11 protein-coding genes and 1 riboswitch are annotated in these 13249 nt (G+C 42.1%); of the genes, 1 reads left to right on the top strand and 10 read right to left on the bottom strand.

Annotation, left to right across the window (positions count from 1 at the left end; genetic code table 11):
• Positions 1 to 14: 14 nt before the first annotated feature.
• Positions 15 to 935: a homoserine O-succinyltransferase gene (gene metA, locus NSQ66_RS08420; protein ID WP_076141381.1), complete on the bottom strand. Its 921-nt coding sequence runs from the start codon at positions 933 to 935 to the stop codon at positions 15 to 17.
• A 115-nt stretch (positions 936 to 1050) separates the two neighbouring features.
• Positions 1051 to 1180: riboswitch (SAM riboswitch) on the bottom strand.
• A 397-nt stretch (positions 1181 to 1577) separates the two neighbouring features.
• Here metA and corA point away from each other — a divergent pair.
• Positions 1578 to 2513, top strand: coding sequence for a magnesium/cobalt transporter CorA (gene corA, locus NSQ66_RS08415; protein WP_038569550.1), 936 nt, complete (start codon positions 1578 to 1580; stop codon positions 2511 to 2513).
• Positions 2514 to 2599: 86 nt separating this feature from the next.
• On the opposite strand, the gene NSQ66_RS08410 is transcribed toward corA, so the two are convergent.
• From NSQ66_RS08410 to NSQ66_RS08370, 9 genes are all read right to left on the bottom strand, one after another.
• On the bottom strand, positions 2600 to 3616 hold the full coding sequence (locus NSQ66_RS08410; RefSeq protein WP_036684572.1) for an HRDC domain-containing protein: 1017 nt from the start codon (positions 3614 to 3616) through the stop codon (positions 2600 to 2602).
• A 210-nt stretch (positions 3617 to 3826) separates the two neighbouring features.
• The gene (locus NSQ66_RS08405) at positions 3827 to 4708 is read right to left on the bottom strand and encodes an ROK family protein (protein ID WP_051491338.1); all 882 of its coding nucleotides are present in this window, start codon (positions 4706 to 4708) and stop codon (positions 3827 to 3829) included.
• 167 nt (positions 4709 to 4875) lie between these two features.
• Complete coding sequence (locus tag NSQ66_RS08400; RefSeq protein ID WP_076141380.1) at positions 4876 to 7602, bottom strand: hypothetical protein; 2727 nt, start codon at positions 7600 to 7602, stop codon at positions 4876 to 4878.
• 13 nt (positions 7603 to 7615) lie between these two features.
• Positions 7616 to 8479 carry a copper amine oxidase N-terminal domain-containing protein gene (locus NSQ66_RS08395; RefSeq protein ID WP_076101575.1) on the bottom strand — a complete coding sequence of 288 codons (864 nt, stop codon included), beginning with the start codon at positions 8477 to 8479 and terminating at the stop codon, positions 7616 to 7618.
• Between the two features lie 42 nt (positions 8480 to 8521).
• Complete coding sequence (locus NSQ66_RS08390) at positions 8522 to 10438, bottom strand: Mbeg1-like protein (RefSeq protein ID WP_038569548.1); 1917 nt, start codon at positions 10436 to 10438, stop codon at positions 8522 to 8524.
• A complete protein-coding gene (locus NSQ66_RS08385; RefSeq protein WP_038569547.1) occupies positions 10438 to 11268 on the bottom strand; it encodes a hypothetical protein in 831 nt (276 codons plus the stop codon). The genes NSQ66_RS08390 and NSQ66_RS08385 overlap by 1 nt, the downstream gene beginning before the upstream one ends.
• A 40-nt stretch (positions 11269 to 11308) precedes the next feature.
• Complete coding sequence (locus NSQ66_RS08380; protein WP_038569545.1) at positions 11309 to 12448, bottom strand: Mbeg1-like protein; 1140 nt, start codon at positions 12446 to 12448, stop codon at positions 11309 to 11311.
• Positions 12449 to 12543: 95 nt separating this feature from the next.
• The gene (locus NSQ66_RS08375; RefSeq protein WP_038569544.1) at positions 12544 to 12843 is read right to left on the bottom strand and encodes a WXG100 family type VII secretion target; all 300 of its coding nucleotides are present in this window, start codon (positions 12841 to 12843) and stop codon (positions 12544 to 12546) included.
• 46 nt (positions 12844 to 12889) lie between these two features.
• The gene (locus NSQ66_RS08370) at positions 12890 to 13237 is read right to left on the bottom strand and encodes a WXG100 family type VII secretion target (RefSeq protein WP_162164277.1); all 348 of its coding nucleotides are present in this window, start codon (positions 13235 to 13237) and stop codon (positions 12890 to 12892) included.
• Between the last annotated feature and the right edge of the window lie 12 nt (positions 13238 to 13249).

The raw sequence follows: 13249 nt of genomic DNA, 5'->3' as shown, positions 1-13249 counted from the left end.
ATGTAGCGCTGATCTTAATAAACAATCGGGTCGATATCGTAAGGTGTCTCTTGATATACATAGTAATTGAGCCAATTAGAGAATAATAAGTTGGCATGTGCACGCCACACTGCAGGAGGTGTCCGTTCTGGATCATCTTTAGGGAAATAGTGTTTCGGCAAGGCCATCTCCATGCCCCTCTCCAAATCACGATCATATTCCCATTTCAGGGATAGAGGATCGTACTCGGAATGTCCGGTCACAAATATTTGTTTGCCGTCGGTCGTAGCTACTAGATACATACCAGCTTCTTCGGATTCTGCCAGAATCTGCAGATCTGGATTGCTCTCAATATCTTCGCGGGAGACATCGGTATGACGGGAATGCGGTACATGGAATACCTCGTCAAAACCGCGCAGCAATTTAATGTTATTTTGATTAATCGTATGGGAGAATACACCAAAACATTTTTCAGGCAATGCCACTTTACGAACACCAAAATGATGATACAACCCTGCCTGTGCCGCCCAACAGATATGCATGGTCGAGGTCACATTATCCTTGCTCCATTCAAAAATCTCTTTTAGCTCTTCCCAATAGGATACTTCCTCAAACTCCATTTGCTCTACGGGTGCTCCTGTAACAATAAGGCCATCCAAACGGCGGTGGCTGATCTCGTCAAAAGTTTTGTAAAAGCTTCTCAAATGCTCAGCAGAAGTATTCTTAGAAGTATGTGAGCGTGGATGCAGCAAGGTAACATCAACTTGCAGCGGTGAATTTCCTATTAAACGCAGCAATTGAGTCTCCGTCGTTTCTTTAGTCGGCATGAGATTCAGAATAGCAATCCTTAGTGGACGGATATCCTGATGGAAAGCCAAACTATCATCCATCACAAAAATATTTTCTCCGGATAGTACTTCTTTTGCTGGTAAACTGTCGGGAATTTTAATTGGCATTGTCTTTCCACTCCTTAACTGTATTTAGGTTATGTTGTCACATCGCGGCTTTCTGAACAATAAAAAGACCTTTCTCGGAAAACGAGAAAGGTCATATCTACAGTCATATGCGCCTCTCTCATCTGCCAGAAACTTTTGGACGGGGTTTAGTCGTCAGCAAAGTTCCGCAAGAATTAGCACCGTGCGTTCACACGCCGGTTGCCGGGTTTCATAGGGCTAGTCCCTCCACCTGCTCTTGATAAGATTTAGCTGTATTCAATTAAATTTCTTTAAAATTTACTTTAAATCATGAACCTCCTTTTCGTCAAGTCCATACAATGCTGAAGTAGCCTTAAAGTAACAATAAATTTGCTTGAAAGAGGCATACTCCGTTGTTATACTAGACAAGTATTTCATACCTGAACGAAAAGAAGAGGTGAGAAGAAGAATGGAAGGCGACCCGAGCTCGCAATTAAGTGTACAAAATGAGCAACCACACAGGATAATCATCAGCTTGCCGGCGGCGGGAGCAGTTCTTCTTCATGCCCTCGAATCGTCATTCGGCCTCTTGTATTGATTGTAACGCCGGCCAAGCTGATTTTTTTCTCTGTGCTTAATTAGCAGTCCCTGGTGAAGACCCGGGGATAGAAGGAGTGGAATCAGATGAAAATCCGGCTGGTGAATGCAGGGGTTTTTACACCTATTGATGAAATTGATGAAACATTGACACCCCCAACAGAAGGGTTCTATTGGATTGATGCAGATGTGGAGGATTTGGAGCTGCTTCAGCCCCTGTTCAACCTGCATGATCTCGCTGTTGAGGATTGCCTTAGTGAAGAGGATCAACGTCCAAAGATCGAAATATACGAAAGTCATTACTTTATTGTTGTAAACAGCATCCGCTTTGATGATGAGGAAATTTTCCTGCGGGCACTCAATATATTCTTGGGCAGACATTATATTATTACTGTAACGAAACAAAAGATCCACGAGCTGCGCATCCTGAAGCCCATGTTATGGGAGCAAGAGGTTAGCGAACCAGACCAATTCCTTTACCTGCTTATCGACCTTGTCGTAGATAATTATTTCTCCGTAGGTGACCGAATTGAAGCCCGGATTGAGAAGCTTGAAGAGGATATCCTAATGCATACCAAGAAATCTCATCTGAGTGAGATTATCGGTCTGCGAAGTGAGATCTTATGGTTAAAGAAGATGCTGGGACCACAGAAAGAGGTTATCAATACCCTGAACAAAAAAGACCTCCGTCTGATTGATGATCAGCTGCAGAAGTATTTTAGCGACATTTATGAAAATGCAGTTAAAATATCCGAAACCTTTGAGACGTACCGCGATCTCATGGGCAACTTACGTGAGGCCTACCAATCCAGTATCGCCAACCGCGCCAATGAAATTATGAGAGTATTTACCGCGATTACAACGATATTCATGCCTTTGACCGTAATTACCGGAATCTATGGGATGAACTTTGATCATATGCCTGAGTTGCATACGAAATACGGCTATTTTGCCGTTATAGGTCTAATGTTGACGTTAGGCTGTGGGATGCTGTATGTATTCCGCAAGAAAGAATGGCTATGAAAATAAACGGACGAATAGGCAAGACGAAGGCCCTTTAACCCTATGGTGTAAGGAAGCCTTCGTCTTTTTGATATGAGGAAAAGCTACTAGAAACTGGTCGCCACGCCCACTTTAGGAGCTTGCTCCCGCCGGAAACGAATGCGGATCAGCCGCAGACGTTCATAATAGCTATCCAGCCCTTCTGCTGCTGAAAAATCCTCCCCATACACCTTATGCAGCACTGGCTTTAGAAAAAGATCTCCTGCCTCTACATAGGCATTCCATATCGCTTCCTGTTCATTCTGCGGCATATTTTTCAGTTCTACCTCGATCAGTTTCTCCACGCAATAACCTTCTCTTTCCAGCTCCTCTACCGCTTCAATCAGTTCGCGACGGTTCACTCCACTGTTCACCTTAAGCTGTTCTAACCCTAACCCATTCTCGATCCCTTGCAGCAGAATTCGCCGTAATCGCAGTCTTTCTAGCTGTTTCTTATATTTGACCTCTTTCTGTTTATAGAGCCAGGATACAAAAGAGTCCTCCTCAATTTCTTGGTGAACCCAATTCAAAGGAAAGGAATGCTCCCTTGCAGCCGTAGAGGTTATAGCCAACCAATCCGTGCCATATTGGGCTACCTTTCCTTCCCCTACACCAGGGATCTGCAGCAGCTCCTCTGGTGTATGCGGCAAGAAAGTGCTTATCAAACGTAACAAACGATTGCTGGCAAGAATGTAAGGGGCTTTCCGTTCACTAGAAGCTCGGCTGCGGCGCCAAGCACATAACTCCTCATAAATAGCTTCGTTCCCATTATATTCACTGTAATATTGCAGCCTTAGCTGCTCCTGATTGCGCCCAGTAAGGCCGTCTTCTTCATGAAATACGCCATCAATCAACGGCCGATAGCCATCCCCCATCTTCACCGCCAGCTCATGCCTGTAAACACAGAGCATTTCATTCCAAGAACCACCCGCATACCACAAATGCTCCTGCGTCTCCTCACCGTCTGAAAAATCACGCCAGCCCAGGCTCCACACTCCTTCTTCCTCTCCAATCCATAGCTGAGCGAACACCTCTTGATCCACCCCAGATATTCTGGATAAGCGATTCATAAATACAATTTGCATATTCATCCCTGCCTTTCTAGTCTTCAGCAAGCACTATACCTACCGGGTCTGAGCTACTCTTCGCTGGTGTGAATCCCACACTGTCAGACTCGGAAAACGCAAAAAAGCACCACTCTCACGATAAACGTGAAAGAGGTGCTCCCTCATTAAATGCTATACTGTTAGATCCTACAATACCATATATTTCCTAACAGTCAATATCTTTTTATACTAGTTTCTTGCCAAAGCTAAGGTTGCCAGTCCAATCGCACCTGCAAGTCCTGCATTATCTCCAAGCTGCGGTGGCACAACGTAATTATCAATATCGGTATTGAGCGCTGGATGCTGAACATAACCTTTAAGCAGCTCCTGCAGCTTGGTACGGATTAGCGGGAACAAGTGGCTTTGCTTCATGACCCCACCGCCCATTACGATTTTTTCGGGAGACAGAATCAGCACGTAATTCATAAGTGCATGTGCAAGATAATGAGCTTCCATATCCCAAGCTGGATGGTCAACAGGTAGCTCGCCTGCTGGTTGTCCCCAGCGTTTGCCAATCCCCGGACCTGCGGCTAACCCTTCAAGGCAATCGCCATGATAAGGGCAGTAGCCCTCAAACGTGTCCTCTGGATGTCTGCGAACTAGAATATGTCCCATCTCAGGATGAGACAATCCATGCACCATCTGACCTCCAACAACTGCTCCCGCTCCAATACCTGTCCCAACCGTAATATAAAGGCAGCTGTCCAGACCTTTAGCCGCTCCCCATTTACTTTCCGCAAGCGCTGCACCATTCACATCCGTATCAAAACCGATCGGCACGTTAAATTGCTCAGCCATTGTGCCTACCAGATTATATTGTCCCCAGTGAGGTTTTGGTGTCGTTGTTATGTAACCATAAGTAGGGCTGTCCAGCACGGGATCAATCGGTCCAAACGATCCAATACCAAAAGCTTCTACATTCTTCCCATTAAAATAGTCGATTACGAGTCCCATCGTTTCTTCCGGTGTTGTTGTCGGAAAGCTAACTCGGTCCAGAATGGTACCGTCCTCATAACCAATCCCGCATACAAACTTCGTTCCGCCTGCTTCAATCGCTCCCAATAACTTCATAGCAACTATCTCCCTTCTCCAATAAGCAATAATCCGCCATCCAGTGTGAAAATAAAAAACAATATAAAATAAAACAATCAACAGCCCTTATTATACGTTGGATGAAGCGCTATCACAATAATAAAACTCCCTTCATGCTATTTTGCATGAAGGGAGACTATTGTTGTTTAATTATTTAAGTCATCAAACATAGAGCCTTTTACCGTAACCTCAATTTGATCCAGCGGCTTAATGCCGACAAGCTTGCCCAGTGATTTGTATGCGTTGGTACTCTTGGAGAGCTCCACATCTGCCAACCAAGCCTTAACATAGTACTTCCCATCTGGCATTTCAGCTGTAGTATAGACAGGAATATGGTCCTTATTAATCGTAATCGTCACCGTAGACTTTTCCGTGATCTTGTACATATTCTGATTCAAGCCCACATATTCACGGTATTTGAAATTGTCGAAGCTTCCCAGTGTACTAGACTGTGAGTAACCCTCTAATATATTCTTCCAGAATTCATGGGTGCCATTATCACTTTCTCTTTCTTGTGAATATGGGATCTCTTCCACATCTTTAGTAAAGCTGTTCTCCACCGTCAACAATTTCGCATCATTCACTCCGGTGTTATCCTCTACGGATAAAGCTGCTGGCTTTCTTGCAAAGTTATTCCCGTTTTTGCTCAGTGGTTCATTCCGCAGATTGACCGCAACTTTATCATTATTGATATACATAAGATCAGTTTCATATCGGAAAGAATTCGTAAGCTCCTCAACAAGATCCTTATGGTCCTTCGTGTCTTTATCCGTATCTTTAAACGTAACTGTCTCCAGTGTAAAGGTATACGTTCCAACAGGATTAAAATAATATCCGGATTTAATCGGATAATCATACCCTTGAAGTTGCTTATCCGTCGCAAACACGGCGGTATCATAATTAGATTTGTCGTTAAGCATTTTTTTAGCGGTAGCTCTGGCTTTCTTATAAGCTTGAGCCATGCTATTCTCTACCTTCCAACCGATGTCTCCGCTTGCCTGTTGTGTGAAGATTCGTTCGAATTGCCCCTTTACTTTCGTCCAATCCTGTAAGTTCTTATTCTCATCTTCATGAGCCATCCAGCGGATTACATTATAATTGTAAGGCTCGCTTGTCCAGAGGAGCTTTCGAATCAAAGAATCCGCTTTATTCTTGTCTATTGAATTCTTGTACAGCTTAGGTGCTATTTGTTTGGCCCCGTTATAAATATAGGTCCGAATGGTTTTGACATCCTCACCTGGTGTAAACGGAGCTGAAGTGCTGCCGCTCTCCGTATACGTTTGACAAGATTCAACATCTTTACCTTGCCCGTTCTTAGTTGTGCTGCACACCTGATAATTACGAGTGAAATTTCTGCTCACAGTACCCTGGAAACTGATATTACCTGACTTTTGATTAGGTGTATACGGAGCCGGATTAATGTACCACTTACCGTTAACAGGATCATCACCAAAATCAGGACGCTGCAGACTAGCTATGATGTCAGGTTGCCTAACTATAGTACTGGCGGCATCGTTAACCAGCGGATTATTCTCCACACGGAAATAACGATAGATAGTATCCGAATTATTGATTACTTCCAAAGCGCCTGTAGCATTCCCACTCCAAGTAAAATCAGAATATTGCGGTTGTAGAACAGCCTTTATAGCAGCACCATCGGCTAACCCGAATTTCACTTTTTTCGATAACACATTATAATCCAGATCAAAAGAGCCTTTAGTTGTTGGCATCGAGTTGACCTTCTTTATCCATCCGTAAATCTCATTATTTCCGTAAAAGACTTCATTAGGTGACTTCAGCCTGTTCAGATTAAACTGGATGTATACGTCCTCATCAGGCATTGTAAATGTCGCGAAAAGAATATTGTCAGCCGTATTAGCCGCAAGCATAATTTCACCTGCTAACGTTGACGCATGACCATGGTATCTTACAGGGATTTCCTTTCCGTTACTCGTGATCTTCCAAGCGTAATCTGTTGTTTTCTGCGTGGCGAAGCTGGATCTGAGTCTGATTCCAACGGTTACCTCTTGTCCAGCTACCGCGCCGGTTGGCAAAGTTTCGAAATGAGGGGATAAATCATTTACCTGCAAAATAAACGGTGCGATAGGAATGCCTAAGTAAGTAATATTTCCGTTGGAACCTTGGATGTAAATCCTGCCTGATCCCCAAGACAGATAGGTAGGCGGTTGCAGGACGTGGACATAATCTATCCATCGCCCTCCCTTAGACGGTGTAGTATTCTGAGTGTATACAACCCTGTCTTTATACTCCTTGTCTTGATTGTTATAGATGAACCGTTCATATTTCTTTCCGGCATAGCTCAAGTTTAATCCAGTAACAATCGCCTGCTCAAAAGTCCCGCCGGAATTTGCTAGATACTCAATATCCCGACCTACAAATGCATCAAAATCATTTTTTCTAATTTTGTAGCTTGATTTTACGCCAGAGTCCTTCCAAGGTTCCTTAATCATATTAAAATTCTGAATTTGAATCCCGCTCCATCCAGCATACCATGGAGCTCCCTCAGTTGAGACCGAGTCCCCATCAATCGAATACCCGGAAAAAGCAAACATATTGCTATGCTCCAGCCATTCATGATTTCCACCATAAACAATCTCAAAATTACTATTGTTAGATTTTATCTGGTTTTGCAACAAATCCTCTCTTAACTTTCCTTTATTAGTCTCCATTGTGTAATAATTAGATTTTTTATAGAGCTCCGCCATATCTTTATTGATCTTCTCGATAACATCTGTCGCTGTTTTTGGAAGATTGTTAGATGTATCATTCACTGACTCTTCAGAGAAAACTGAAGAAGCTATAGATTGGAATAAGAATATTGTCACTATACTAAGCCATATCGATTTTTTCATACCTTCACCTCTCCTACTTCGGCCATACTGCGATTCCTATATCCCCCATACCAGGAGAGTCTACATCAATTTTATAATCTTTGCTTTGGAAGACTTTATAATCTAGCTCATCCATTCTTTTTGTTTTTGTTCTAACATACTTCATAATCGAATCTACGACATCGCCCTCAATGTTTTGTCTAAGAATATTCTCCGCTTCCTTCGCTTCCAGTGCAGGGTCAGAGCCTATATTAGTAAATGTAATTGTGATTTGAAAAAGATACTGACCTGCTTTCCGATCATCATTGTTGTATACTGTCAGCTGTGAATCGGTAATATAAGTCGACTCTAGATTGGCCCCCAATTGAGTATACGGGATTTCAAACCCATGAATCGTTACCGTCTTCGCTCCATTCGTTGATTCTCCCGTAGCAGGCTTATCAGAGGTAGCTATTTCACCTGAAGGAGTAGTGATGTAGACCGTCTTCACAGCATCATCCCATTTCACGTTTACACCGAGTCCTTCATATACAAATCGAAGTGGGACAAAGGTTCTTGACTGTTTGAACAATGCTGCCGTGTCCATTTGTTTTGTTTTTCCATTGAGCTCATAACTCTTTTTCCCGATATAGACACCCATTGTTTTGCCTTCAAGCGAGATTGTTGCCTTTTTGGCCTTACTGTCCCATAACACCTTAGCTCCAAGCGCTTCACTTATAAAACGCACGGGTAGCTGTACTCTTTGCTGCGCATCGATAAAAGGCTGGGCGTCTGGAAAAATAACTTTTTCTCCATTTACTACTACCCTCAATGGAAGACTTGCTGCAAAACCTGAAAATGCAGAAGTCATCAGGGATACCATTAGTAATAAAAGTAGAGAACTGATTAATTTTTTCATATAATTACTCCTCTCAATTTATCTTTCTATTTCCTGATATAATTAGTTAAGATGTATTGTGGTAGTACTTGCACGGGCAGCTGCAACAATTTTGGATTCAATCTCTCGATATTTTGTAACTGTGTATCTTAAACCTGCAGTTTTTCCGTTAATCGCTGTTGTTACACGATTTTTCTGTGTCCGGACTTCATTGCTTAAACGTTGAACTTCTCTTAATTGAGCTTGAACATAAGATTCACTGTAAGTCCTGCCCACGTTAGAACTGACTCCAGAAGCTATAGATAATATCCTCTCGACGGCTTCAGCAATGCTCTCTTCCTTACGCACCAGACTTTTCTGCAGACTCTCCAGTTTATCCATATTCGCCAAAATCTTGGCTCCTTGAATGACACTAGCAGATGCAACTGCAATCTTCGTTATGGTTTTCGTTACGGTCGATTTGACTTTGCTGATCGCTGAATCTTTAATCGTGCGTACGCCAGCGATAAATTCTTCCTTAGTTTTCTTAATTTTAGATTTTACACTTTGGAATATATCCCCCATTTTCTTCATTGCTTTGTCTTTTACACTAATCCAATATTCCTTCTGAGCTTCAATATACTGAATGGCATTCTCTACAAAACGATTAAAGCCCTCTTTTAATTTCGTCATAAAATCAGAGACTGCGTGCTTTACCTTTTGTGAAAACTCCTCAATTTTATCACCGATCAAATTAGTCACTCGGACAGCTTCTGTCACCATATTCGTTACAAATTCAACACTTTGATTATAAAAGGAGACCACTCTCTCCTTGATATCCTCCACCTTTTGCTCAATCCAGGGAATCACACTGTCAATTACAAAACCAATCACATAAAGCGCAACCAGAGCTTTTATAGTGACAACGAGCGCAGCTAACGCTGCAGTAATCGCCGCAGTAACAACTGCAACGGGCCCAACAGTCACCATTAAAAGCCCAACTACGGCTATTCCCGCAAACGCTAATGGTCGCAGATCTACTTCCCCATCCAATACTTTAAAAATCCCTTCAACCAATGCTTCCTTTAGTGGCCCCGGCACAATTTCTAAACCAACTGTAATATTATGCACAAGGTTAGGAACCAAAGCCCGAGTCTGTGACTCTGAACGTTGAAAAGACTCATTGTTCCCGTCGATCTTCAGTGAGAATAAGGAATGATGTGGCAGCACGGTATTCCTTTCAGATTCAGTATCAATGTAAATACCTGCTGATGGATTTTGAAATAAGGCCGGAACGATGTCATTTTTATTTCTGAACTCTTTAATTTTGTCATTCTCATTCAATTCATCTATAGTGGCCCTGTGTTTATCAAGCAAGATTCCATTAAATCCCGGTGCATTAAACGTTGATGCGGAAGTTAGTTGATTCCGTAAATTCTCAGGTAATATAAAAGAGGAATATAGGGCTAGATTACCTCCTAGCGAGTGCCCAGTCAGAAACAATTCATAACCCGCATCTATTTTGAAATTATCCATATATTCTTTAGCTTCCGCCTGTTGTAAAGATTCAAGGGCATATGCAGTTGTTCCGTTGTTTTTCCAGTCATTATGGTAAAGCGGGTTATCCATTGGTTCACTACCCCGGAACGCCGCTACCTTTGCCCCGTTCTTGGTATCTACTGTAAATGCAACAAAACCTGATTCCTCTTTTTTATTATGAGAGACGATATTGGAGATTTCCCAATTCTGATAATCAGATATATTCATCTGCTCTATGAGATCATTCCACTGCTTGTATTCTTTGACTCCGTTAAGATCGTCAGGAAAGCGTTCTTTTAATTGTTGCTGACCTGCGGGAGAAGCGTAGAAGTTGAGAACTTCGCCGAGAGTGATTTTTTTATATAATGCATATGTTTTTTCCAAATCCTTAATGTTGAGTATATCTAAATAAACAAGTTGTGAGATCTGCTTTAACTCTACCTCTGTAAGCGTATCGTCCATTACAATCCCCCTCTTTGTTCCATTCTTTTTATTCTGTCCTCTTTCCATATATCAAAGAATTCTCTAATCTTGTCTTGAGATTCTACAATCTTTCCATCAACTCCTAATTTGAATCCAGCCATTGTAACTATATTAATAATTCCTGTTTTTTGGGTTTCGTCACTAAAATATATGTCAACACTTTCCTCTGCCTTTTTGACCTCTTCTAATCGACCATAGGCCTCTGGAGTGAGGTATCCTATCCCTATCAGACTACTCACATATTTATTTTCTGCTAGTATTTTTGCAAAATCCATATATTTTCTCATTTCTGCCTCTTGGTCCATATCTCCATTACCATCAACATAGTTATCACTATTTAAATAGACTGAAATCACCAGCGTATTCGTTGGATATAACTTCAGAAATTGCTCGTAGGAAATCTTTGTATCGTTATGCTTGGGGTAAACCAACCCCGTTTCGTTGGCAACGATAATTTTACTGTCAGGCCAAATGCTAGCAGCGATTGCTTGAATCATTGGTTCGTCTTTTTTTGCTACCACCTGGTTTAAATAGTTGTCATACACCTTTTCCAAATCCTTCGTGATTTCCACCCGTACATTAATCGTGTCATCCTTCTTAGGATGCACAGTCGCCTTCAATGTATTGTTGTTCATCGTTCCCCAACCGCCGCCTATGCCATCAAGGATGAATTCCTCGCCATACTTTTCCTGCAAGGAGCTCAAAATTTTCTTTTCACTTTTCTCCTCTCTAGAGCCACATCCCATAAAGCTGAACATTGATAATATCAACATCAGAGTCAACACCTTCCTTGTATAAATCTTTTTCATGCTGGCTTCACTCCTTTTTGATGGCGATTCCAGTTAGTAATCAGAACTCAAAATCCAGCTTCAATTCTGGAAATTTGAGCATTTGATTCATGGTTGTTTCAACCACCTTATCGAGATGTAATGTCATTTGGTTCGTTAGTTTCTCCATACGTTCCATGAGGGCATTTGTCAGTTTATTCAACCATTCCTCTACATGGTCCATCAGCTTATCCCCTACCGGACTGCAAATCAGCAGGATGGATAAGACAGCTTGCGTGATTTCATTAAGCTCTTCTGCTATTCCCGCTGCCTCTAGCATGGATGCTTCAGATAGTTGTTCAAATTTCGCACGGATGTCATCGAATAAGAAGGATTCCGGAATATTATTCATTTCGGTTCTCCACTCGCTGAACTTCGCATCCAACATTCGTTCATATTTGTGGGCAATTTCAATCAGTGCACCTCGCACTTTTCCTACATCCAACTGATCTATTAAGGTAAATATCACGTAACCCAAATGATCCGATGCAGATTCTGTTAGTCCGACGGTATCCCCAAATCCACTCATAACAGCATCAAAAACAGGCGTATGCTCTTCCGTTAGGATATTAATCTTGGATAGCAAAGCATAGGCATTCCCTTTTTCACCTATAATCACGCTCCCCTCAGAGTCAAAGGTATAGCGCTGCCAAAGCGAATCAGGAATTAGAAATTCCGTTTCTTCTATACCCGATTTAGCAAATACAATCTCTTCGTTGTGTTTGCCTAACGCGGATACAAGACTGTTATAAGCCACAATATTTTTAACCTGAAGCTTTCCCCTTTGCTCCGCAGTCAGAATGTTTGCTATACCTGGTGCGTCGAATACCACACCACCAATCCCCTCATTAACCGCTGCTGCATAAAGAGCTAAGGCACCGCCCATGGAATAACCAGTAACCTGGCAATCCTTCTCCCCTTTGTTTTTTAATAAAAATCTTGATGCTTCCTCCGGCATGCTGCTCTGACCGCTTAACAGAGACTGCAGATCCGCAAGCCAATCTTTTCCTTTATATGTAAAGATAATTAATCTATCATCATGCTCATCTCTATAGGCATAGGCTGCTGCACCAGCAAAAGCCAGACTATCCGTCAGTTCGAGACCGTCTGCTGCTTCTACAACTGATGCCAGTGTTATGTATTGTTGTTCGGTCAGCTTCACTTACAGATCCCCCCAAATAAATTCACTTCATACTTACTTAAAATCATACTAACAAGGCAGATAGCTCAAAATCTGCCTTGTTATGTATGCCAGCATTATTTTCCACGCAGTTTACTTGCCATTTCTTGCTCGGCTTCTTGCTTGATGTTAGCAATTTGCGTTAGGTTCTTACTGATGTTCTCTACACAGAGAACCATTTCCTTAAAACTAGGCATAAGTCCATCGAATTGTTGTATAAAAGCAGTTTGTGATTCTCCTTGCCACCAACCGCTAACAGCATGAATTTCAGATTGCAATTGTTTGATAAGAGTATCTGCATTGTTTGCTTTGGTTTTAATAGACTTAGCTACACCTAGTGCCTGATCCGGATTAAATGTAAGATTGTTTCCCGCCACATTATTCACCTCCTTTCAAAGCATTTCTATCTCAACACCCCTGTCATTACTTCTGGCTTTGCTTTTGCTTTTCTAATTGCTTTTGTTTCAGTGCCTCTTGCGCCGCTTTCTCTGCTAGTCTTCGCTTTTCTTCTCTTTCCTGTTCAGCACGGATCACTTCTGAAGCCACTCTTTGGACCCCACTTTCGAGCCTATCCAGCATTGTAAGCAGGGTCTTCATTTCGCTATCCAGCTCGTTGTATTCACTTTGAAATGCTTTAGAAGCCGTACCGGTCCAATAGCTGGCCGATTGTGTATAATCACTTTGCAGTTTTTTTGAAGTACTGTTCACTTCATTGATTAGACTATGGATTTGTGAAGCGTTTCCCCTGATTTCTGATGGACTAACTGACACTAGCTGCACCTC

Origin of the sequence: Paenibacillus sp. FSL H3-0329, assembly GCF_037963285.1 — a bacterium.
GTDB classification, from domain to species: domain Bacteria; phylum Bacillota; class Bacilli; order Paenibacillales; family Paenibacillaceae; genus Paenibacillus_AQ; species Paenibacillus_AQ odorifer.
Note: the sequence above shows the minus strand (reverse complement) of the source record. Positions and strands in the feature narration are given on the sequence as shown.

Coding starts and splice junctions, on each gene's coding strand:
- metA (WP_076141381.1), bottom strand. CDS start 935: ATGCCAATTAAAATTCCCGACAGTTTACCAGCAAAAGAAGTACTATCC.
- corA (WP_038569550.1), top strand. CDS start 1,578: ATGAAAATCCGGCTGGTGAATGCAGGGGTTTTTACACCTATTGATGAA.
- NSQ66_RS08410 (WP_036684572.1), bottom strand. CDS start 3,616: ATGCAAATTGTATTTATGAATCGCTTATCCAGAATATCTGGGGTGGAT.
- NSQ66_RS08405 (WP_051491338.1), bottom strand. CDS start 4,708: ATGAAGTTATTGGGAGCGATTGAAGCAGGCGGAACGAAGTTTGTATGC.
- NSQ66_RS08400 (WP_076141380.1), bottom strand. CDS start 7,602: ATGAAAAAATCGATATGGCTTAGTATAGTGACAATATTCTTATTCCAA.
- NSQ66_RS08395 (WP_076101575.1), bottom strand. CDS start 8,479: ATGAAAAAATTAATCAGTTCTCTACTTTTATTACTAATGGTATCCCTG.
- NSQ66_RS08390 (WP_038569548.1), bottom strand. CDS start 10,438: ATGGACGATACGCTTACAGAGGTAGAGTTAAAGCAGATCTCACAACTT.
- NSQ66_RS08385 (WP_038569547.1), bottom strand. CDS start 11,268: ATGAAAAAGATTTATACAAGGAAGGTGTTGACTCTGATGTTGATATTA.